General features: G+C 62.0%; 20 protein-coding genes. 8 read left to right on the top strand and 12 right to left on the bottom strand.

Annotated elements, in window-relative coordinates; genetic code table 11:
• Nucleotides 1-28 precede the first annotated feature (28 nt).
• Nucleotides 29-1,345, top strand: coding sequence for an HDOD domain-containing protein (locus H6955_15560; protein ID MCP5314974.1), 1,317 nt, complete (start codon nucleotides 29-31; stop codon nucleotides 1,343-1,345).
• A 31-nt stretch (nucleotides 1,346-1,376) separates the two neighbouring features.
• Here the strand turns inward: H6955_15560 and H6955_15555 are convergent, their stop codons facing one another.
• The 8 genes from H6955_15555 to H6955_15520 form a co-directional block, all read right to left on the bottom strand.
• Nucleotides 1,377-1,766: a hypothetical protein gene (locus H6955_15555; protein MCP5314973.1), complete on the bottom strand. Its 390-nt coding sequence runs from the start codon at nucleotides 1,764-1,766 to the stop codon at nucleotides 1,377-1,379.
• Between the two features lie 91 nt (nucleotides 1,767-1,857).
• A complete protein-coding gene (ntrC, locus tag H6955_15550; protein ID MCP5314972.1) occupies nucleotides 1,858-3,270 on the bottom strand; it encodes a nitrogen regulation protein NR(I) in 1,413 nt (470 codons plus the stop codon).
• Between the two features lies 1 nt (nucleotide 3,271).
• A complete protein-coding gene (gene glnL / locus H6955_15545) occupies nucleotides 3,272-4,369 on the bottom strand; it encodes a nitrogen regulation protein NR(II) (protein MCP5314971.1) in 1,098 nt (365 codons plus the stop codon).
• 223 nt (nucleotides 4,370-4,592) lie between these two features.
• Nucleotides 4,593-5,288, bottom strand: a complete 696-nt coding sequence (locus H6955_15540) for a DUF4124 domain-containing protein (GenBank protein MCP5314970.1) — start codon at nucleotides 5,286-5,288, stop codon at nucleotides 4,593-4,595.
• A gap of 127 nt (nucleotides 5,289-5,415) precedes the next feature.
• A complete protein-coding gene (glnA, locus tag H6955_15535) occupies nucleotides 5,416-6,825 on the bottom strand; it encodes a glutamate--ammonia ligase (protein MCP5314969.1) in 1,410 nt (469 codons plus the stop codon).
• 336 nt (nucleotides 6,826-7,161) lie between these two features.
• On the bottom strand, nucleotides 7,162-8,340 hold the full coding sequence (locus H6955_15530; GenBank protein MCP5314968.1) for a cation transporter: 1,179 nt from the start codon (nucleotides 8,338-8,340) through the stop codon (nucleotides 7,162-7,164).
• A complete protein-coding gene (locus H6955_15525; protein ID MCP5314967.1) occupies nucleotides 8,340-8,582 on the bottom strand; it encodes a sulfurtransferase TusA family protein in 243 nt (80 codons plus the stop codon). The genes H6955_15530 and H6955_15525 overlap by 1 nt, the downstream gene beginning before the upstream one ends.
• Nucleotides 8,583-8,624: 42 nt before the next feature.
• Nucleotides 8,625-9,668, bottom strand: coding sequence for a tRNA (5-methylaminomethyl-2-thiouridylate)-methyltransferase (locus H6955_15520; protein ID MCP5314966.1), 1,044 nt, complete (start codon nucleotides 9,666-9,668; stop codon nucleotides 8,625-8,627).
• A gap of 108 nt (nucleotides 9,669-9,776) precedes the next feature.
• Here H6955_15520 and glyQ point away from each other — a divergent pair, with 108 nt between their 5' ends.
• The 5 genes from glyQ to H6955_15495 are packed head-to-tail and all read left to right on the top strand — an operon-like array spanning nucleotide 9,777 to nucleotide 14,428.
• Nucleotides 9,777-10,700, top strand: coding sequence for a glycine--tRNA ligase subunit alpha (gene glyQ / locus H6955_15515; GenBank protein MCP5314965.1), 924 nt, complete (start codon nucleotides 9,777-9,779; stop codon nucleotides 10,698-10,700).
• Nucleotides 10,693-12,768, top strand: coding sequence for a glycine--tRNA ligase subunit beta (locus H6955_15510; GenBank protein ID MCP5314964.1), 2,076 nt, complete (start codon nucleotides 10,693-10,695; stop codon nucleotides 12,766-12,768). The genes glyQ and H6955_15510 overlap by 8 nt, the downstream gene beginning before the upstream one ends.
• A gap of 3 nt (nucleotides 12,769-12,771) precedes the next feature.
• Nucleotides 12,772-13,113 carry a nucleoside triphosphate pyrophosphohydrolase family protein gene (locus H6955_15505; protein MCP5314963.1) on the top strand — a complete coding sequence of 114 codons (342 nt, stop codon included), beginning with the start codon at nucleotides 12,772-12,774 and terminating at the stop codon, nucleotides 13,111-13,113.
• Between the two features lie 29 nt (nucleotides 13,114-13,142).
• On the top strand, nucleotides 13,143-13,703 hold the full coding sequence (gmhB, locus tag H6955_15500) for a D-glycero-beta-D-manno-heptose 1,7-bisphosphate 7-phosphatase (protein MCP5314962.1): 561 nt from the start codon (nucleotides 13,143-13,145) through the stop codon (nucleotides 13,701-13,703).
• Complete coding sequence (locus H6955_15495) at nucleotides 13,700-14,428, top strand: 1-acyl-sn-glycerol-3-phosphate acyltransferase (GenBank protein MCP5314961.1); 729 nt, start codon at nucleotides 13,700-13,702, stop codon at nucleotides 14,426-14,428. Before gmhB ends, H6955_15495 begins: the two co-directional genes overlap by 4 nt.
• Before the next feature lie 150 nt (nucleotides 14,429-14,578).
• Here H6955_15495 and gyrB read toward each other — a convergent pair whose 3' ends face one another.
• The 4 genes from gyrB to dnaA all read right to left on the bottom strand — a co-directional run bounded on the left by gyrB (nucleotide 14,579) and on the right by dnaA (nucleotide 21,048).
• Complete coding sequence (gene gyrB, locus H6955_15490; GenBank protein MCP5314960.1) at nucleotides 14,579-17,011, bottom strand: DNA topoisomerase (ATP-hydrolyzing) subunit B; 2,433 nt, start codon at nucleotides 17,009-17,011, stop codon at nucleotides 14,579-14,581.
• A gap of 118 nt (nucleotides 17,012-17,129) precedes the next feature.
• A complete protein-coding gene (gene recF, locus H6955_15485; protein MCP5314959.1) occupies nucleotides 17,130-18,224 on the bottom strand; it encodes a DNA replication/repair protein RecF in 1,095 nt (364 codons plus the stop codon).
• Between the two features lie 136 nt (nucleotides 18,225-18,360).
• Nucleotides 18,361-19,461: a DNA polymerase III subunit beta gene (dnaN, locus tag H6955_15480; protein MCP5314958.1), complete on the bottom strand. Its 1,101-nt coding sequence runs from the start codon at nucleotides 19,459-19,461 to the stop codon at nucleotides 18,361-18,363.
• Between the two features lie 234 nt (nucleotides 19,462-19,695).
• Nucleotides 19,696-21,048 (bottom strand): chromosomal replication initiator protein DnaA, encoded by a 1,353-nt coding sequence (dnaA, locus tag H6955_15475; protein ID MCP5314957.1) that lies wholly within the window; start codon nucleotides 21,046-21,048, stop codon nucleotides 19,696-19,698.
• Nucleotides 21,049-21,528: 480 nt separating this feature from the next.
• Between dnaA and rpmH the strand changes: the two genes are divergently transcribed.
• Both rpmH and rnpA read left to right on the top strand, forming a co-directional pair.
• Nucleotides 21,529-21,663: a 50S ribosomal protein L34 gene (rpmH, locus tag H6955_15470; GenBank protein ID MCP5314956.1), complete on the top strand. Its 135-nt coding sequence runs from the start codon at nucleotides 21,529-21,531 to the stop codon at nucleotides 21,661-21,663.
• A 2-nt stretch (nucleotides 21,664-21,665) separates the two neighbouring features.
• Nucleotides 21,666-22,088: a ribonuclease P protein component gene (gene rnpA / locus H6955_15465; GenBank protein ID MCP5314955.1), complete on the top strand. Its 423-nt coding sequence runs from the start codon at nucleotides 21,666-21,668 to the stop codon at nucleotides 22,086-22,088.
• Nucleotides 22,089-22,113: the final 25 nt, after the last annotated feature.

Below are 22,113 nucleotides of genomic sequence, written 5' to 3'. Positions count from 1 at the left end.
GTGGCGATGATAGGAATGAAACGCTACCATGCAGGTCCTTTCAGCGGGCGCCGGCCACGCCAATACGGGGATCTGCAGCATGTCGTCGGGCGACCAAGAAACGATCCATTCTGCGCTGCGACGGTACGATCACCTCGCCGGTGCTGCGCCGGCATTGCTGCGCGAACTGGCCGAAGGTTCCCAGGTACGGCGTGCGGAGCGCGGTGCCTGCCTGCTGGAACTGGGCAGCGAGAAACCGCAGCAGCTGTTTCTGATCGAGGGCGAACTCGAGCTCTCGGCGGACGACGGACAGGTCCACAGGGTCCGGCATACCGACCCCGCGGCGCACTCGCCGGTGTCGCGCCTGCGACCGTCCCGATACCGTGTCACCGCGTGCAGCGACGTCCTCTACCTATTGGTCGAGCAGCGGCTGTTGGACGGCTGCTCCCACTCCGCGACGACCGCCCAGGTGCTGGTCGAAGAGGCATCTCCGGTGTTCACCCCGGGTGAGCTGCTCGACGACAGTGCGTCGCACCCGATGATGTTCGACGTGTTCGACGACCTCAACCGGGGGCGGGTCGTCGTACTCTCGGAGGCCGATGCCGCTGCCCGCATAGCACGCGCGCTGAGTGCACCCTTTGCGGCGGATCCGGAGCGGCTCGCCGAACTGCTGTCCGCATGCCCCGCGATCGCCGTCAAGGTCTTGCGCGCAGCCAAGGCGGAGGTCCGCAGCTCGATACCGCTACGCAGTGTCCGGGCGGCGGTCGATCGCTTCGGTGCCGAACGCACCTTCAACCTGGCGGTGAGCTGCGTGCTGCGCGAGTCGCTGCGCTCGGCGTCCGAGGTGGTCCAACGACGCATGCACGGCTGGTGGCAACGGACGCTGCGGGTCGCGGCCTTCAGTGTCGTGCTGGCACGCATGACCACGCACCTGGATTGCGAGTACGCCCGGCTGATAGGCCTCCTGCACAGCATCGCGGAGCCGGTGCTGCTGGGCTACGCGGATCGCCATGCGGATCTCGCCGATGGTGTCGCGCTGGACAATGTGGTGCATGCCAACCGCGCCGAACTGGGCCGCATACTGCACACACTATGGGACCTGCCGCGCGAGGTGATCGATGCGGCCGCCCAGTGCGACCACTGGGGTTACGAACATGCGGGTGAGGCCGACTACACCGACATCCTGCTGGTCGCACAATGGCATGCGTTGATCGGTAACACACGCAGCTGGCAGATGCCCGGCGTCACGGAGATCCCGGCCTTCGAGCGACTCGGCCTGGCGAGTCCGTCACCCACGTTGAGCCTCAAGATCGTCGAAGCCGCCGACCATGTGCTCGGTCAGTCGAAACAGGCGTTGAACAGCTGAGCAACGCGGCGGCCCCGAGGGCCGAGGCGCGCTAGGGCCTGAGGTGCTCGATGTACCGCGGGACCTCGTCCATCTCGAGGCGCACCGCCGCACCCTGCACACGTATCGACCCATCGCCCACCCGCAGAGCGCAGTGCGCATGGCCGCGGCTGGCGAGCGGTACCGGCAGCATGTCACGGTAGGTGAAGACATTCTCGCCGACGTCGCCACCGGTGCATTCGCCGGGCAATGCGGGCAGACGCTCGTCGAGTTCCGCCCCTTCGAACACCAGGGTGCCATTTTGCTGCCAGCGGGTACGTTCCGCGGAACCGGTCATCGTCTTGATCAGGTAGGCGGGTTCGAAACGGATGCGCACGGTTTCGCCATCGACCGCGACGCCGGCGATCACCGATCCCTGCAGCTCGATGCTGGTACTGTCCATTGCAAGATTCTCTGCACTCGTTCGGAGCGCGGATTATACGGGCATTGCCTCACGACTATCGCACGCCAAGCCGATGGTTGCCGAACAACGCTCATCCGGCCTCGCGGTGTTCCTCCTCGAGGCCGAGTTCCTTGATCTTGCGGGTCAGCGTGTTGCGTCCCCAGCCGAGCAGCCGGGCCGCATCCTGCTTGCGTCCACCGGTGAACTCCAACGCGGTCTCGATCATGATGGTCTCGAACTCGGGCATCGCCTGGTCGAGCAGGCCGACCTTTCCGGAATTCAGGCTGCTGCGAATCCAGCCGCGCAACGTAGCATGCCAGTCGCCGTCACTGGAGGCGCCCTCCTGACTGCGGTTCAACAGTTCCGGCGGCAGGTCCTCGCGGTGGATCTCGCGGCCTGAAGCCATCACCGTCAGCCAGCGCGCCGTGTTCTCCAATTGCCGCACGTTGCCCCGCCAGTCGAGGGCCTGGAGTTCGGCGATGGTCGCCGGCAGCAGGGTCTTGGCCTCGACACCGAGTTCACTGGCCGCGCGCTTGAGGAAATGATCCATCAGCAACGGGATGTCCTCGCGGCGTTCCCGCAATGCCGGCAGGTGGATGCGGATGACATTCAGTCGATGGAACAGGTCCTCGCGGAAGCGGTTTTCCATCACCAGCTGTTCCAGGTTCTGGTGCGTGGCGGCAATGATCCGCACGTCGGCACGCACCGCCTCGTGGCCCCCGACCCGGTAGAACTCGCCGTCCGCCAGCACGCGCAGCAGACGGGTCTGCAGATCGGCGGGCATGTCACCGATCTCGTCGAGAAACAGGGTGCCGTGATTGGCCTGTTCGAAACGCCCGATACGGCGCTGCTGGGCACCGGTGAAGGCTCCCTTCTCATGACCGAACAACTCGGATTCGAGCAGGTCGTGCGGGATCGCCGCCATGTTCAACGCGACGAAAGGCCCGTTGGCACGCGGACTGTGCTTGTGCAGCGCATGAGCGACCAACTCTTTGCCGGTACCGGATTCGCCGTTGATCAACACGGTGATGTTCGAACGGGCGAGGCGTCCTATCGCGCGAAACACTTCCTGCATCGCCGGTGCGGCACCGATGATCTCGGCGGCGGCCACGGTCTCGTGAGCGGCACTGGCGCGCGCCTCGCGGCGCAGCTTGCACGCACGTTGCACCTGATCGACCGCCTCTTCGATATCGAATGGCTTCGGCAGGTATTCGAACGCACCACTGTGGTACGCGGACACCGCACTGTCGAGATCCGAGTGTGCGGTCATGATGATCACCGGCACGTCCGGGTAGGCCTGCTTGATCCTCTCCAGCAATACGAAGCCGTCCATCCCCGGCATGCGTACGTCCGAGACGATGACCTCCGGCTGGCCGCGCTCGAGGGCTTCCATGACGCCGTTGGCATTCGAGAAACACGTGACCTGCATGCCTGCCTTGGTCAGTGCCTTTTCCAGCACCCAACGAATCGATCGATCATCGTCGATCACCCAAACCTGGTTCATATCACTCACGGGGACCAGACTCCTTATCCCATTCTGTGTTCAGGTCTTCGCCGATCGGTAAAAAGATCGTGAACACCGTTTCGCCGATGCGGCTGCTGCATTCGATCAGTCCCTTGTGTTGGCCGATCAGCGATTGCGCGATCGACAAACCGAGACCCATGCCTCCAGTACCTGCAGTGACCATCGGCAGAAACAGCGTGTCGGCGATCTCCGGCGGTATGCCCGGGCCGTCGTCGATGATGTCGATCTGCGCCGCCAGGCGGTAGCGTTCGTTACCGATCGTGAACTGACGCTGGATGCGTGTGCGGAGCGTTACGCTGCCTTGCTCGCCAAGCGCACGGGTCGCGTTGCGCACGATGTTCAGAACCGCCTGGATCAGCTGGTCGCTGTCGGCATGCAGGTCCGGAATGCTGGGATCGTAGTCGCGCACGAACCGGATACGTTCACCGGTCTCGGCAAGCACTAGGGTGCGCACCCGCTCGAGCACGTGGTGGATGTTCACCGGGGCGAACTGTGGCTTGCGACTCGGGCCGAGCATCCGGTTGACCAGTTCCTGCAGGCGGTCGGCCTCCTGGATGATGATGTGCGTGTATTCCTTGAGGTCGTCGCTCTGGAGCTCGCTCTCCAACAGCTGCGCGGCACCGCGCAGGCCGCCCAGCGGGTTCTTGATCTCGTGGGCCAGGCCGCGGACCACATCACGGGTGAGCGCCTGCTGGGTGATCAGTCGCTCTTCGCGGGTGATACGCAGATGGCGGTCGATCTGTTGCAGTTCAACGATCGTCATGTGTCGCCCGTCTTCATCGAGTACCGGCGTCACCGTGCAGTCGACGGTCACCTCACTGCGCTCGTTGTGCAGTACGACCCCACGCTTCGTGATCGGCGATCCGACCGACGCCGCGCGCACCAGATCGACGATCGCGTCGCCATGACAGGTCATCCAGCTGAACGGCAAGGCGCCGATGACGTGCTTGGCGCTGACCGCCAGCAGCATCTCGGCCATCTGGTTCATGTAGCAGACGCGCAATTCGTCATCGAACGCGACGACCGCCGAAGCCAGATTGTCGAGAATGCTGATGCTGAGCAACGGCATGGTTTTCATCGGGACCTGCATGCAAGCCATGTAGCAAGGTTCGGGCCAGTGCCGGTTGCCGCAAGGTTCCGCTGTGGATGCGCTATGCGCCGCGAAATCAATCGCTTACAAACATATCCCGGACGCGTGCGCACCCCGGGCGGGCACTGTGTGCACTATTTTAGTGCAAAGCACCCCTGGGCCGTCGATGGAAGTGGGTCTGCCCGGCGTCAGGCGGGCGGAGGGGCGGGCATCAGCGCCCGTATTTGGGCGTGAACGCCGGATTCGTCTGACCCGGGGTCGTCGATATCGGCCCGGAACTGCTGCCCGGGGCATAGCTACCTCCCGCTGGGGCCCGATAATCGGGCGTGCCCGGTGGCTGGTAAGGCGGCTTGCCGGGCTCGATCGGCTGTTCGGGTTTGCTGCCGGGATCGTTGAGCCCGAGTTTGCGCAGGGTGAAGCGTACCGACGAAGACGCAATCAGCGTCGCGCCACGCGCGTCCACGACCTGGGCGCGCAGCATATGCGATCCGCGTTCCACACCACTCAACTGGATGTTCAGGCTCCCGAATTCACCATCCACCTTCCTGCCATCCAGCAGGAGGACGACCTTGTGCCCCGCCTGGAGGTCAGGTTGCAGATCGACTGCCACCGCGATCTGGCCGTCATTGCTGCGTACCGTGCCGTTTTGTTCGGGTTCCACGATGGACATCGTCTGATAGCGCTCAAACCGCATTTCGCTCCCGGTGGCCTCGGCACTGCCGGGAGACCGGCGCTGGATAGGGCGCGGCGCATAGCGCGAATAGTCCGGCAGTTTGACCTCCTGTCCGCACTCGCCGGCTGGCACATCGGTATAGCTGACGACGCCTTCCGCATCCACCGACTTACAGATGACCGCCTGGGCCAGAGCGGGAACCAACAACAACGCGAGCAGCAGGGATTTGATCATGCCGTTAGCATAGTGCAGCGCAACGCCGCTGGCGACTCCTAACCCGGTGACCCGCCGGCCGCAGTTGTCGCGCAAACAAAAACCCCGCCTTACGGCGGGGTCGAATGACAACGAAGTGCGAATCTACTCAGAGACTGAAGTAGATATCGAACTCGACCGGATGCGTGGTCATGCGCAGCTGGGTGACTTCGTCCATCTTCAGCGCGATATAGCCATCGATCAGGTCGTCACTGAACACGCCGCCGGCCTTGAGGAACTCGCGGTCTGCGTCCAGCGCCTCGAGCGCCATGTCCAGGCTGTGGCACACGGTCGGGATGTTGGCTGCCTCTTCCGGCTCCAGGTCATACAGATCCTTGTCCGCCGCATCGCCCGGATGAATCTTGTTCGTGATGCCGTCGAGGCCTGCCATCATCATCGCGGTGAAGGCCAGGTAGGGGTTGGCCATCGGATCCGGGAAACGCACCTCGATACGGCGTCCCTTCGGGCTCGACACCCACGGAATGCGGATCGACGCCGAACGGTTGCGGGCCGAGTACGCCAGCATGACCGGCGCCTCGAAACCCGGTACCAGGCGCTTGTACGAGTTGGTCGACGGGTTGGTGATCGCGTTCAGCGCACGCGCATGCTTGATGATGCCGCCGATGTAGTACAGCGCGGTCTCCGACAACCCGGCGTACTGGTCGCCGGCGAAGATGTTGACGCCGTCTTTGGCGAGCGACTGGTGGACGTGCATACCGGAGCCGTTGTCGCCGACGATCGGTTTCGGCATGAAGGTCGCCGTCTTGCCGTAGGCATGTGCGACGTTCCAGGTGCAGTATTTCTGGATCTGCACCCAGTCGGCGCGCTGCACCAGGGTCGAGAACCGGGTGCCGATCTCGCACTGGCCGGCGGTCGCCACTTCGTGGTGATGCACCTCTACCGGCACGCCCATCTCTTCCATCGCATCGCACATGGCGCCGCGGAGGTCATGCAGCGAGTCGACCGGCGGAACCGGGAAGTAGCCGCCCTTTACGCCGGGACGGTGACCGATGTTGCCGTCCTGGTAGACCCGTTCGGAGTTCCACTCGGCTTCCTGCGAATCGATCTTGACCATGCAACCCGACATGTCCACGCTCCAGCGCACGTCGTCGAGCACGAAGAACTCGGGCTCCGGGCCGAAGTAGGCCACGTCGGCGATGCCGGTCGACTTCAGATAGGCCTCGGCGCGCTTGGCGACCGAACGCGGATCGCGCTCGTAGCCTTCCATCGTCGACGGTTCAAGGATGTCGCAGCGCAGGTTCAGCGTGGTCTCGTCGGTGAAGGGGTCGAGCACCGCGGTGTCGGCCTCCGGCATCAGGATCATGTCGGACTCGTTGATCCCTTTCCAACCGGCGATCGACGAGCCATCGAACATCTTGCCATCGGTGAACAGGTCGTCTTCGACGGTCGACGCGGGCACGGTGACATGCTGCTCCTTGCCGCGGGTGTCGGTGAAACGGAAGTCGACGTACTTGACGTCGTTGTCCTTGATGATTTTCAGGACGTCTTTAGCGGCCATTCTCGATCTCTCCAGAAATTAGCGGTGAGTGCGGCTGTCGGCACGACAGCGGTTGCATTGGGATGCCGGGCCGGCCGATTCCTGGCGGGCGTAGCGGCGCGTCATAGAGGAGGCAGAATCCATGCCACCCTTTGTCTATCCCGGCCGGCCCGGCGACTGGGCATCGCCGCGCGGCCGGTTATTAACTCCTTATTGCATTGAAATCATGCATTTAACGGGCGGCCCGCGCTATGTTGGGGCACTCGCGACAGGAGCTGTCGCGGAGCTGCCTGGTCGGCTGCGCGTCCCGTTGCACCAAACAAATGCATGATATCTCTTCGATGCACTAATGTGGTGCTATTCGTAGAGCACCCGCAGGCGCCGAAACCAACTCAGCCTTGCGGCCGCGGTCTGCAAACGCTCGCGCAGGGCCTCGCTGGTCGTCGTCCCGGAAAGCCGTTCGAGTGGCAGCACCAGCTCCACGTCGATCTTGCCGGCGAGGTAGTGCAGACGGACCTCGAGCGGCTCCGCGAGCGGCGACTCATCTTTCCACACCGAGCGCAAGGCCTCCAGCACCTGAGCGCGCATGGGCAGGCCGCGGCAGGTCGGTGCATTCTCGTCGTCTTCGGGGTCGATGTGTACCGTCACGTCGGTGATCGATTCGACCCTTTCGATCATGCGGTCCTCGACCGCCTGACTGATCATATGCCCTTCCGACACCGATAACCGTGGCGCAACCTGCACATGCACGTCTGCGCTCGCCTCGGCGCCGTGTCGCCGGGTGCGCAGCATGTGCACCGAACGCACGCCGTCTATACCCATGATGACCCGCGCCGCCTCGTCGACCTCGGCATCGTCCAGGGCGGTGTCGACCAACTCGGTCAGCGCCCCCCAACCAAGGTCCCAGCCGATTTTGGCGACCATGCTGCCGACCACGACGGCGGCGACCGCATCCATGTAACTGAAGCCCGCGACCGCCGCGGCGACACCGATCAACACGACCACAGAGGAGATCGCATCCGAGCGGTGATGCCAGGCGTTGGCGCGTAACATCTCCGACTTCAGGCGCCGCGCGACCGAGATCGTGTACCAGTAAAGGGACTCTTTCGCGACGATTCCGACCGCTGCGACCCAGACGGCAATACCACCGGGTACCGGCCGTTCACTGTCGAGCAGACGTTCGACCCCTCCCCAGATGATCCCCAGAGCGACGAGCACCAACAGGATGCCGAGACCGAGGGTAGCGGCGGTCTCGAACCGTCCGTGGCCATACGGATGGTCTTTGTCCGGGGCCATGGACGCATGCCGTGCGGCGAACCATACCAATACATCGGAGAACAGGTCGGAAAGGGAGTGGATACCATCGGCCACCAGGGCCGCTGAATTGGCGAGCAGTCCGATCAGGACCTGGGCGAAAGAAAGGCCCAGATTGACCACGCCGCTGACCAGGGTGACCCGGCGCGTCTCCCGTCCACGGCGATCGCGTTGCTCGGCGGCGGCATCCTGCGGATGAGCCTGTAGCGGAGAGACCGACATCAACCTGCCGCGTCGCCGACGCGCAGCGTCACGCGATACTCGCCGTCCACGGTTTCGGTTGCGATGACCTCGTGACCGTTGATGCGGCACCAGGCCGGGATGTCCTGCAACGCACCCGGATCCGTACACAGGGCGGTCAGCGTTTCACCCGGTGCCATGCTGGCGACCCGGTCCTGTACCCGTATCACGGGCAAGGGACACAGCAGGCGATGGCAGTCCAACGTGGCATGGCGCGCGGTCATAGGCGCCGCATGATAACCGAGAAAATGCGCGACGCGGGCCCGTCACAGTATCCAGTCACGTGGTAGCTCGTCGGCAGACAGCGGCACCACGCGCAGGCGCCGGACGTCGCCACCCGCGGGAGCATAGTCCAGTTCCACCTCGGCCGCGGCGCGTCCCTGGCCGTAACGCGCGACGATGCGCGCGGCCAACGCGATGTCGGCCTCGGTGGCTTCCCCGTCGATCAGCGCGAGCGGCCCGGAGTGGCTGACGGTCACGAGGCTGGGGAACTGCCTGCGATAGCCCGCCAGATAGTTCGACTCCCCCTCTTCGCGCGCGATGATCACCTTGTAGTGCGGCGCGGGCCGGATGTGGCGCCCGACCTTGAGCAGCATGATGTCGTCCAACTCGTAGCGGCGACCGCCCCGCGATGCCCACAGATCACGTAGCTTCACCGTGTAGTTGCCGTCGGTCAGAAAGCAACAGCCGCCGGCGGGCTGGGCATAGTCGGAAAAGCCGTACTGGGCGGCGAGGGCCATCTGGGGCTTGCGACTGCGACCGGAGAAACCGTGCAGACGTTCCCGGTCGACCCAGCCTTCGCGCTCCGGCAGCGTCGGCGGCAGGTTGCGCGCGCACAGCGGTCGAAGCAGGCGGTCGCCGATGCCGGCATCGCGTTGTACCAACGGCATGGTGTCCTTGCGTTGCGATTTCGGGCGTTGTCCGACGACCTCGCCGGTGATCACGAAGTCGAACCCGTGCTGTTCTATCCACTCGCGGGCCTTGCGGACCATGAAGATCTTGCAATCGAGACAGGGGTTCAGATTGGCGCCGTAGCCGTATTGCGGGTTCAGCACGACATCTTTGTACTCGTCGACGATGTCGATGATGTGCAGGCGCATGCCGAGTTGCTCCGCGACCCACAGCGCGTTGTTGCGTTGCGGTCGGGCGCGGTTGTTCCTGCGGATCGCGTGGGTGTGGCCCTCGACGCAGAATCCGGTAAAGAAGTTCACGCCTTCGACGTGCACACCCTGCTCCAGAACCACCTTTGCGGCGAGCAGTGAATCGAGTCCTCCGGAGATCAGCGCCAAGGCCTTGGGTTGCCTGTTCATCTTGGGATTCAGCATCGGGTCGACGCGACATTATAAAGATACGCTGCGGCGCGGGCTGTATAATCAGCGCGCTTCAACCGCGCGGTACGAACAAGAACTGGGTATCCGATGAGCACAGCGACCGATGTTTCCACCTTTCAGGGCCTGATATTTGCGCTGCAGCAATACTGGGCAGAACAGGGTTGCGCGATTCTGCAACCGTACGACATGGAGATGGGTGCGGGTACCTTCCACACCGCGACCTTCCTGCGGTCCATCGGGCCGGAGCCGTGGAACGCGGCCTATGTCCAGCCGTCCCGCCGTCCGACGGACGGGCGCTACGGCGAGAATCCCAACCGGCTGCAGCACTACTACCAGTTCCAGGTCGCGATGAAGCCCTCGCCCAAGGACATACAGGATCTTTACCTGGGCTCACTGAAGATGATGGGGATAGATCCGCTGGTACACGACATCCGGTTCGTCGAGGACAACTGGGAATCGCCGACGCTCGGTGCCTGGGGGCTCGGCTGGGAGGTCTGGCTGAATGGTATGGAGGTCACCCAGTTCACCTATTTCCAACAGGTCGGCGGCCTCGACTGCCGTCCGGTGACCGGCGAGATCACGTACGGGCTGGAACGGATCGCGATGTACCTGCAGGGTGTCGAATCGGTGTTCGACCTGGTCTGGACGCAGGGACCACAGGGTCCGGTGACCTATCGCGATGTGTTTCACCAGAACGAGGTCGAGCAGTCGGCATACAACTTCGAACATGCCGATGTCGAGTTCCTGTTCCGTCTGTTCGACCAGTGCGAGCGGGATTCGACACGCCTGATCGAGGCCGGGCTCTCGCTGCCGGCCTACGAACAGGTGCTCAAGGCCTCGCATGCATTCAACCTGCTGGATGCCCGACATGCGATCTCGGTGACCGAGCGGCAGCGGTATATCCTGCGGGTGCGCCGCCTGGCCCAGGCGGTCGCGCAAGCCTTTTACGAATCACGCGAGGCGCTCGGTTTCCCGATGGTCGCCGCGGCCAGGGAGGTCGCCCATGGCTGACACCGCGAACATGCTGTTCGAACTCGGCACCGAAGAACTGCCTCCGGTGGCCCTGAAACGGCTTTCCGAGGCTCTCGCCGAGGGATTTACCAAGGGTCTGGACGAAGTCGAGCTGCACTACGGCGAAGTGATTACTTACTGCACGCCGCGCCGCCTGGCTGTTCTGGTCATGGACCTCGCGATTGCGCAGCCGGACCGGGATATCGAGCGACGGGGTCCGGCGATCGCCGCGGCGTTCGACGAGGATGGCCGCGCGACCAAGGCGGCCGAGGGATTCGCGCGCTCGTGCGGCGTCGAGGTCGATCAGCTGCAACGTCAGGAGACCGACAAGGGCAGCTGGTTGGTGTACAACATGCATCGCGCAGGTCAATCCGCGGCCGAACTGCTGCCGGGAATCGCCGAAAACGCGCTCAACAGACTGCCGATACCCAAGCGCATGCGCTGGGGCGATTCCGAGGCGCAATTCGTCCGCCCGGTGCACTGGCTGGTGTTTCTGCACGGCGACAGCGTGGTCCCGTGCACGCTGCTCGACGCGGAGGCCGGCCGCCAGACCTTCGGTCACCGGTTTCATCACCCGCAGGCGATCACACTCTACAACCCGGAAGACTATGCCAGCGTATTGGACTCGCTGGGCAAAGTGATCGCTCACTTCGATACACGTCGGGCGCGCATCAAAGGACAGGTCGAAGAGACCGCGCGGCAGCTGGGGGGCGTTCCGGATCTCGACGAGGCTCTGCTGGACGAAGTGACCGCACTCAACGAATGGCCGGTACCGGTCAGCGGCACCTTCGAGGAACGATTCCTCGCGGTACCCCAGGAAGCCCTGGTCGCGACGATGAAAGGCAACCAGAAGTATTTCCCGGTGTTCGACGACCGGCACCGTCTGCGCAACCATTTCATCACGATTGCAAACCTCGAGAGCCGTGAGCCGCAACGCATTCGCGAAGGCAACGAACGGGTGATCCGTCCGCGTCTGGCGGACGCGATGTTCTTCTGGGAGCAGGACGGCAAGCGGCGTCTGGCCGACCACATGGAGAGACTCGAACATGTGGTGTTCCAGAAGCAGCTCGGCAGCATGCTCGACAAATCGCTGCGGGTCGCCGCGCTCTCCGAGTACATCGCCGATCGGATCGGCGGCGACCGGGTGCTGGCGCGCCGCGCCGGCGAACTGAGCCGCTGCGACCTGCTCACCGAGATGGTGTTCGAGTTTCCCGAGATGCAGGGGATCATGGGCCGCTATCAGGCCGAACGGGACGGCGAGCCGGCAGAACTTGCAGAGGCCATGGACGAGTTCTACATGCCGCGGTTCTCCGGCGATCGCCTGCCACAGACGCGCACTGGCATCGCGATCTCGCTCGCCGAGAAGATCGACTCGCTGGTGGGCATCTTCGGCATCGGGTTGCGGCCCACCGGCGACAAGGACCCGTTCGCGTTGCGCCGGGCCGCGCTGGGCGCGTTGCGGATCCTGCGCGAGCACGCGTTGCCGTTGGACCTCAAGGCACTGCTGAACGAGGCCCAGGCACAACTGGACGACCGGCTCAGCGAGACCGATGCCGCATCCGCTGTCTACGATTTCATGCTCGAGCGTCTGAAAGGCCTGTATGCCGAACTGGGCACGGCGCACGATGTTTTCGAGGCGGTCGCCGCGTGCCGACCCGATTCGATCGCCGACTTCGAGCACCGGGTGCGCGCGGTCACCGATTTCCGGGGACTGCCGGAGGCCGAGGCACTGGCCGCGGCCAACAAGCGCATCGGCAACATCCTGCGCAAGGCCGATGCCACGATCCCGTCCCAGGTGGACCCGGAGTTGTTCGAGCTGACCGCGGAGAAAGAGCTGCACGACCAGATCAACGCGCTTGCCGAGCAGACCGGACCGATGATGAAGGAGAACGACTACGGCGGCACACTACAGGTACTGGCGCGGCTGCGCGCACCGGTCGATCGGTTCTTCGACGACGTGATGGTGATGGCCGAGAAGGACAACGTGCGCGCGAACCGTCTGGCGTTGCTGGAGTCGCTCGCACGGGAATTCGGCCAGGTTGCCGACCTCTCCTTGCTGCAGGTCTGACGCGTGGCGACCGATCACGACTCGTGGGTCGAGATGATGGCGGCCGTGCAGGCGTTCCACGACAAACACGATTTCCGCAATACCGGCGGCGAGGAGCTCAGCTACCGGGTCGCGCTGATGGCCGAAGAACTCGGTGAGATATCCTCGTGCGTGACCAAGGGCAAGTCGAACCGGCAACTTGCGGAAGAACTGGCGGATCTGCTGATCCTGGTGATGGGCACCGATATCGCGGCCGGTCTCGACCTGAACCGGGCCTTCTGGGAAAAGATGGACAAGTTGATGCGACGTGAGTCGCGCATGATCGGCGGACGTATCCGGGTCTCGGAGTTTCGCGACGTCGACTGAAGGTTACGGGCGCCGACTAGGATCACCGAATGAACAATATTCCCTGGCTGGTCGTGCTCGACCGCGATGGCGTGATCAATGAGGATTCCGACGAATTCATCAAATCGGCGGACGAGTGGGTGCCGATTACCGGCAGTCTCGAGGCCATCGCGCGTCTCAATCATGCGGGAGTGGTGGTGACCGTGGCGACCAATCAGTCCGGTGTCGGACGCGGTCTGCTCACCCTGGATGATCTGAACCTCATCCATGCGAAGCTGCAGAGCGAACTGGCCAGGGTTGGGGGCCACATCGACGGGATCTTTTTCTGTCCACATGCACCGCAAGCGCATTGCGGTTGCCGCAAACCGGCGCCTGGACTGCTACAGGCGATCGGCGGTCGCTTTGGACGGCGATTGGACGGGATACCGTGTATCGGCGACAGCAAACGCGACCTCGACGCGGCACTCGCGGTTGGCGCCCGGCCGATGCTGGTACGTACCGGGAAGGGAGCGCGCATGCTCGCTAGCCATCCCGAACTCGAGACCTTTCCCGTCTACGACGATCTGGCGGCGGCAGTCGACGATCTGCTGACCCGGGATCTGCACGCATGATCCTGTTGCGCTCGCTGATCTATTTCGCGGTGATGGCGCTGTCGGTGCTGATCTTTGGACTGGTGTTGACACTGTTTGGGTGGTTCCTGCCGCAGGGTTTTTCCGACCAGGTCGCGACCGCTTGGGGAAAGGTCAATCTTTGGCTGCAGAAGGTCCTCTGCGATCTGGGCTACCGCCTGCACGGCGCGGAAAATCTGCCGCAGGGTCCCTGCATCGTGATGTCCAAGCATCAGTCGACCTGGGAGACGATTGCGCTGCGCGGTCTGCTGAGGCCTCAGCAGTCCTGGGTACTGAAGATCGAACTGACCCGCATACCGGTCTTTGGCTGGGGTCTGCGGTTCGCGCGGTCCATCGCGATCGACCGCTCGGCGGGCCGACGTGCGGTATTCATGGTCACCGAACAGGGCATAGAGCGGCTTGCCGAAGGACGTTGCGTGATCATCTTTCCGGAAGGTACACGCACAGCGCCCGGCGAGCGCCGCAAGTACGGTCTGGGCGGAGGTGTGCTGGCCGAACGCTCCGGTTTCGATGTGGTGCCGATCGCGCATAACGCCGGGGTCTTCTGGCGGCGGCGGGGTGTGAAGAAATACCCGGGGACCATCCAGGTCGTGGTTGGGAAACCTATTCCTGTCAACGGTCGAAAAGCGGCCGAGATCATGCGCGACGTCGAAGATTGGATCGAAACGACGCAGGCGAGCTTACCGATGACTAGGGACGAAATGTAAGTGATTATTCACTTACCATTGGCCGTCGCAATTTTCTGAACAAAGCGGGGACCCTGGCCCGCCGATCCGTCAGCGCGATCCGGCTGTGGTTCGTTCTGTGGATAACCCGGTGGATGAATTGCTCACGAGGCCGTGCCCGGCACGGTCCCGTCAGACATCCAGGTTTTCAACGGTCAGCGCGTTTCGTTCAATAAATTCGCGACGCGGTTCGACCTGGTCTCCCATCAGTGTGGTGAAGATCTGGTCGGAACCGACAACGTCTTCGATGTTGACGCGCAACAATCGGCGGGTAGCGGGATCCATTGTGGTCTCCCAGAGCTGTTCAGGGTTCATCTCGCCGAGGCCCTTGTAGCGCTGGATGTGTTGGCCTCGCTTGGCCTCTTCCATCAACCACTGCAGCGCCTCTTCGAAAGTCGCGATCGGACGGCTCTTGTCACCGCGCCGAATCTCGGCATCGGCTGACAGAAGGCCGTCAAGGTGCTGCGCCAGTTCGGCGATCTTCTGGTAATCGGCGCTGTGGAAGAACTCCAGTGGCAAAGTGCGTTGCGCCGCAATGCCGTGGATCCAGTGCTCGATCAGAAGGGCCGCCGTTTCGCTGCCTTCCACCGGTTCCTGCATGTCGATCCGGTAGCGATCCGAGACGCGCAGGTCGGCGTTCAACATCCCCTGGAGGTCTTCTATCCATCGCTGCCAAGCCACCTGGTCGGCGAGTAACTCATCGGTGACCGTAGGCAGATAGAGCAGGCTGTGGAGTACACCCGGATCGTAGCGTTTGCCCAGTCGTTGCAGGATACCGTTGACCAAGACCATCTTCTGCGCGAGATCTTCGAGCGCTACGCCCGTGATCGGCGGTGCCTCGGGATTGACGATCAGGCTGGCACCATCCAGCGCGGTCCGCAGCAGGTAGGCGTTCAACTCGGCATCGTCTTTCAGGTAGTTTTCCTGCTTCCCCTTTTTCACCTTGTACAGCGGCGGTTGCGCGATGTAGATGTGACCGCGTTCGATCAGTTCCGGCATCTGCCGGTAGAAAAACGTCAGCAGCAGGGTGCGGATATGCGCGCCGTCGACATCGGCATCCGTCATGATGATGATTCGGTGATAGCGCAGTTTGTCCGGATCGAATTCCTCGCGACCGATGCCGCAGCCGAGCGCCGTGATCAGGGTACCCACCTCCGCGGATGACAGCATCTTGTCGAAGCGTGCCTTTTCGACGTTCAGGATCTTGCCCTTCAACGGCAGTATGGCCTGAGTGCGCCGGTCCCTGCCCTGTTTCGCCGAACCGCCGGCGGAGTCGCCCTCTACCAGGTAGAGTTCCGAGAGCCCGGGGTCCTTTTCCTGACAGTCCGCGAGTTTTCCAGGCAGACCGGCTACGTCCAGCACCCCTTTGCGACGTGTCATCTCGCGCGCCTTGCGCGCGGCTTCCCTGGCCCGGGCCGCCTCGATCATCTTCCCGGCGATGGTCTTCGCCTCGGTCGGGTTCTCGATCAGATATTCGGAGAGTTTTTCCGCGAGCAGGTTTTCGACCACCCCTTTCACCTCGGACGAGACCAGCTTGTCCTTGGTCTGAGACGAGAACTTGGGATCGTGTACCTTCACAGAAAGCACCGCCGTCAACCCTTCGCGGGCATCGTCCCCGGAGGTGCTGATCTTCTGCTTCTTCGCCAACCCCTCGTTTTCGATGTATCCGTTCAATGTACGGGTCAGCGCGGCACGCATGCCCGCCAGATGTGTACCCCCGTCGCGCTGCGGGATGTTGTTCGTGAAGCAGAAGATGCTCTCCTGGTACGACTCGTTCCACTGCAGTGCCACCTCGACGCCGATACCGTTCCGTTCGGCCGAGAAATGGAACACGTTCGGATGCAGCGGCGTCTTGTTGCGATTCAGATGCTCGACGAATGCACGGATGCCGCCCTCGTATTCGAAGACGTCTTCTTTATCGTTGTTGCGTTCGTCGCGCAGATGAATGCGCACACCGGAGTTCAGGAACGACAGCTCGCGTAGCCGCTTGGCCAGGATGTCGTAGTGGAACTCGGTGTCGGTGAAGATCTGCGGACTCGGGTGAAAGCGGACCTGGGTGCCTGTCTTGTCGCTCTCACCTACAACGGCGAGCGGTGCCTCTGGGACGCCCAGCTTGAACACCTGGCTATGCTGGTGCCCGTCGCGCCAAACCGTCAGTTCCAGACGATCCGACAGTGCATTGACCACCGAGACCCCGACGCCGTGCAGACCACCTGAAACCTTGTACGAGTTGTCATCGAATTTGCCGCCTGCGTGCAACACCGTCATGATCACTTCGGCGGCGGATACGCCCTCCTCTTCGTGGATCCCGACGGGAATGCCGCGTCCGTCATCGCGCACGCTGACGGAATTGTCGGCATGGATGATCACGCGGATTTCCTTGCAATACCCGGCCAACGCCTCGTCAATGGCATTGTCGACGACTTCAAAAACCATGTGATGAAGGCCAGTGCCATCATCGGTGTCACCGATGTACATGCCGGGTCGCTTGCGTACGGCGTCCAGGCCTTTGAGTACCTTGATGGACGAGGTGTCGTAACTGCTCTTCGGGGCGTCGTCTGACATGCGCTGATATCGTCGCGAGGTGCGGTGGAGAAGCGGCCATTATACATCGGCTTGGGTCGCCGCCGCACACGGGATGGTGTCGGCTGGAGCAGATTAGATGCCGGCGGACAGGAGGGGTCTAGTCATCGCTCGTGCAGCGTCCATGTTCCACGTGGAACAAACGCGTCCCGGGCGGTAGGCGACCAACGTCGATCGGCAATTCGATCGCAGCGATGAACGTCTGTCCGCCACGCGCTACGATCGCAGCGAGTAGCTTCTCCCGGTTGAGCTGATCCAACTCGGCGTTCAGATCATCCACCAACAAGATGGGCGCAGTACCTTTGCGCGACTTTATGAGATCCTGCATCGCGAGATTGAGCGCAAAGACCAGGACCTTCTGTTGTCCACGCGACAGCCTTTTCTCTGCGACCCCCCCTTCAACGGAGATCTCCAGTTCTGCGCGTTGGGGTCCGATCGTCGTAAAACCCATCTTCAGGTCCAGATCGACCTTGCGTCTGAGTTCTTCCTCGAGGTGGACTGTTGAAGACCACCCCCTTCGAAATCGGTAGTCGATGGTGAAATCCGTGTGCCATTCGCCAAGCAACTCGAGCGTGCGGCGAACAAGACGTTCACTGAACGATTCGCGATATTCGTTGAGTGCCTCGGAGGCCGCAGCAAAGGGGGTGGACCACAAACTCACCTGTTCCCGCGACCCCTGGCGGATCGCAGCGTTTCGCTGCTGGAGTGTCCGTTGAAACTCCGCATAGGCACGGAGATAAGGAGGTTCCACGTGGAACAACCCCATGTCGACAAACCGGCGACGTACCTCCGGGCCCATCGAGATCAACAGCTGAGGCTGCGAACCAATCCACTGTACCGGCAACGCCTCGGCCAGTTCGGACCGTTTGCGGACATCGCTACCGTTCAAACGGCACAGCAGCGACTGTTTCCCGCGCCTTACACCCAGGATGGCCCCCGACTCATCGGCACTACCGTCGACCCGATCCGGCGCCAGATGCGCAACGACGGTGGTCTGCTCGGCGCCGAACCGGATCATCGGCCCCGCCTCCGCATGACGGAAGGTCCGCCCGCGGGAAGCCAGGTAGATCCCCTCGAGCAAAGATGTCTTGCCCGATCCGTTTTCTCCCACAATGAAATTGAGACCCGCGGCCGGCTCAATCCGGATCCGCTCGATCACACGCAGATCGGTAATCTCCAGCACTCGGATGTACAAGCTATCGCCTTCCTTCCCATCCGGTGCGAGGCCAAAGGCAACGGAGTCACACGTCAGTCGACGTCAACCGCCTTCCGATCCCGACCCTACCCCGGATGACAAAACGACCCTGTAGCCAACAACCAGGGGCGGCGCACTAGAGCCGCATCGGCATGACCACGTAACGACAGTCACTGGAATCCTTTTCGCTCAGCAGACTGCTGGAATTCGAATCGACGACCGCGATCTGCACGACATCACCGTCGAGTACGCCCAACACATCCAGCAGATAACCGACATTGAATCCGATGCTCATCTCCGTGCCCTGGTAATCGACCTCGATTTCTTCCTCGGCCTCGTCCTGCTCCGGATTGTGTGCCTGGAGATGCATCAGTCCTTTGCTCAGCCGGACTCGGATTCCCCGATACTTTTCGTTCGACAGGATCGCCGTTCGTGCCAGGGCCTGCCTCAGTATCTCCCGATCCGCGATCACGACCCCGGTTTGACCCGCCGGCATCACGCGTTCGTAATCAGGGAAACGTCCGTCGATCAGCTTGGTCGTGAATACCCGATGGCCGAGTTGTACGCGCAGATGGCTGTTGCTGATCTCGAGCTGTGCGATATCGTCGGAGTCGTCCAGCAACCTGCCCAATTCCACCACCGCCTTGCGCGGCAGTATCACCTGGACATCGGCACCCGTCTCACCTTCGAACGCTGCATCGCACAATGCGAGCCGGTGGCCGTCGGTCGCGACCGCGCGTACACGGCCCGGTCGAAGTTCAAGGAGAAGCCCATTCAGGTAGTACCGCACATCCTGTTGGGCCATCGCAAACTGTGTCTTGTCGATCAATCGCTTCAGCAACTTCACCGGAAGCGAGAAGGCATCACTCGGCTGCGCAGGTTCGATGCTCGGGTAGTCCTGCGCCGGCAGCATACCCAGCGTGTAACGTCCGCGACCTGACCGGAGCACTGCCTTTTCTCCATCGAGTTCGATCGTTACCGAGGCACCATCCGGCAATGCCTTGCAGATATCCAGCAGTTTGCGTGCAGGCAATGTGAACTCTGATTCTCCCGTCGCGTCGACGGGTGCCGTCGTCCGCAATTCGACCTCAAGATCGGTCGCGGTCAGTGACAGCTCTTTGTTCTTCAATCCAATCAGCACGTTGGCAAGGATGGGTAGCGTCTGTCTGCGTTCGACTACCCCGACGATCTGCTGCAATGGCCTGAGCAGGTCGTCGCGGTTGGCGCTGATCTTCATGCGTCATCTTCTCCCTGGGTACTAATTATCAATTGAACTTATTTTAATACTGACTGTTATTATTAAGCCGGTGCCGTTCTGTTAGTCGAATTGTAAATCTTAATAAATATAGTCACTTAACTCGCAGATTTCTGCCTCGAAAGCGGTCATCAAAAGGGCTGGATCTCTGTTTGCGGATTGTGGATATCTGCTCGCCTCCGATCGCCGTCCGAAACGATGCAACCCCTGCCAACATCAATTGCTCAGGGTTCTCAACAGGTTGTTGTAGTCCTCTGAAACACGCTGATCACTGTCTCGCAACTCGGCGATCCTGCGCGTCGCATACAGCACAGTCGTATGGTCACGGCCGCCAAAGGCCTCACCGATCTCCGGCAGGCTGTGGTTGGTCAACTCCTTGGCAAGTGTCATCGCAACCTGACGTGGCCTGGCAATGGTTCGGCTGCGCTTCCCAGATAATAGGTCAGACGTCCTAATCTTGTAATACTCCGCGACCGTACGTTGGATGTTGTCGATCGTCACGAGTTTGTCCTGCGCGGCGATCATGTCGCGCAGCGCCTCCTTGGCGAAATCCATGGTGATCGGACGACCGGTGAAATGGGCATTGGCGACGATCCGCCGCAATGCCCCTTCGAGTTCACGGATGTTTGAGCGCACCCGTTTGCCAACAAAAAAGGCGACTTCGTTCGGCAGTTCGACGTGAAACAACTGTTGCGCCTTGGACTTCAGAATAGCTACCCGGGTCTCGAGATCCGGAGGTTCGACCGCCACCGTCAGACCCCAACCAAACCGTGACTTGAGCCGGTCTTCCAGTCCATCGACCTCTTTTGGAAACCGATCGCTGGTCAAGATGATCTGCTGCTGCGATTCGAACAGGGCATTGAAGGTATGGAAAAACTCTTCCTGAGAGCGTTCCTTTCCCGCAAAGAACTGCACGTCGTCGATCAGCAAGGCGTTGACCGAACGCATCTTACGTTTGAAATCGTCGATCGTGCCGTGTTGCAGGGCCTTGACCATCTCGGCTACGAATCCCTCGGAATGCATGTATAGCACCCGCGCACCCGGATTGTTCTGCAATATCCGGTTGCCCACGGCGTGCATCAGGTGGGTCTTACCCAAGCCGACGCCCCCGTAGATGAACAGCGGGTTGTAGACCCGGCCGGGATTGTCACCGATCTGCATCCCTGCGGCGCGTGCCAGTTGGTTGGATTTACCCTCGACGAAACTCTCGAACGTGAAATCCGCGTTGGTGTTCGCCTTCACCGGTGGTGCGGGACTCTCTCTGGGCAACAGTTCGGTCTGCACCGGCTCTGCCGGGGCCATCGCTACCGGGTTCACGTTGCGCGGCGCACTGCCGATCTCGAGGCTGATCGACATCTCGGGGGTCTGTCCGACATCTGTCAGGTAACCACGCAGCCGGTCGAGGTAGTGTTTCTTGACCCAATCCAGTACGAACGCGTTCGGTGCCATCAGGCGCAGTCTATGGTCCTCCTGGATACAGTGCAGGGGACGGATCCAGGTGTTGAACTGCTGCATGGGGATGTCGCTTCCAAGGCGGTCGAGACAGTGCTGCCAGAGATCGTTGTTCATTGCTTTCCAGATGCCAACAAAAAGGGTGTGCCGACCATTGGCCGGTTCGTTCATCGCGTCGTCGAATTCGTGAGCAATAGCGGCAGCAACCCCGCGCTGCGGGGCTACAGGCTCCAATGGATGTCCGGTGCGCGAATCCACATTGCGGAGACCCTCCGGAGCTTTTGACACCCGGATCAAATGCCCGCCGCGGGTCTAGTCTAGCCGCTCGACCGCAAGTTATCCACAGCCGCCGCTGGATGCAATCTCCCTTGTTTTAATTGCTCGGTATATAAAGTGATCGCTTACTTACAATGCTTGCACCATCCTATCCCCGGAAGCCCCAGAGGCATCTGCTCGAACGCTGCATTGGCCCGCTAAATCGTTGACACACGGACGAATGTTGCGTAAATTCCGGCCCCCTATTGCAGCACCCGCTCGGATCGTGAGTAGGCCCGCTGCGGGGTGTTCAGCTCATCACAGTTCATCGGGATCACGGTCATGAAACGTACTTTCCAACCCAGCCGTCTGAAGCGCGCCCGCGATCACGGTTTTCGTGCCCGCATGGCGACACGCGGTGGCCGCAAGGTGCTCAACGCGCGCCGTGCAAAGGGTCGTGCGCGCCTGATTCCGTAACGTTGTCGCCGAAGTCCGGCGAGAACGCGCCCTGCCGGTTTCCGAAGACCGCACGGTTAGGTACTGCCGCCGACTTTCGACGGGTCTTTGCCCGACCGGTCCGATCCACGGACGACTATTTCACCGTTCAGGCGTTGTCCGGTCATGCCGGACGCGCGCGTCTGGGTCTGGCGATCGCCAAGCGTCATGTCCGGCGCGCGGTGGACCGCAACCGTCTCAAGCGGATCGCCCGTGAAGTGTTCCGACACGAACAGATGCGGCTTGCCGGTATCGATTTCGTCGTAAGCGCACGTGCGCCGGCCGCAACGGCACAGCGGCAGATCTTGGCAGAATCGTTACGCCAACATTTTGAACGTCTGCATGGACGTATCGACCGAACAGATCCGCAAGCTCGGCGCGGTGCGCGGACGTCGCAACCGCGGTAAACTCCCGCCCTTTCCGCCGTAACCC

The sequence above is a fragment of the Chromatiaceae bacterium genome (genome assembly GCA_024235395.1).
In the GTDB taxonomy this organism is placed as follows: domain Bacteria; phylum Pseudomonadota; class Gammaproteobacteria; order Chromatiales; family Chromatiaceae; genus Thiosocius.
This window is presented reverse-complemented; position numbering and strand designations above follow the sequence as displayed.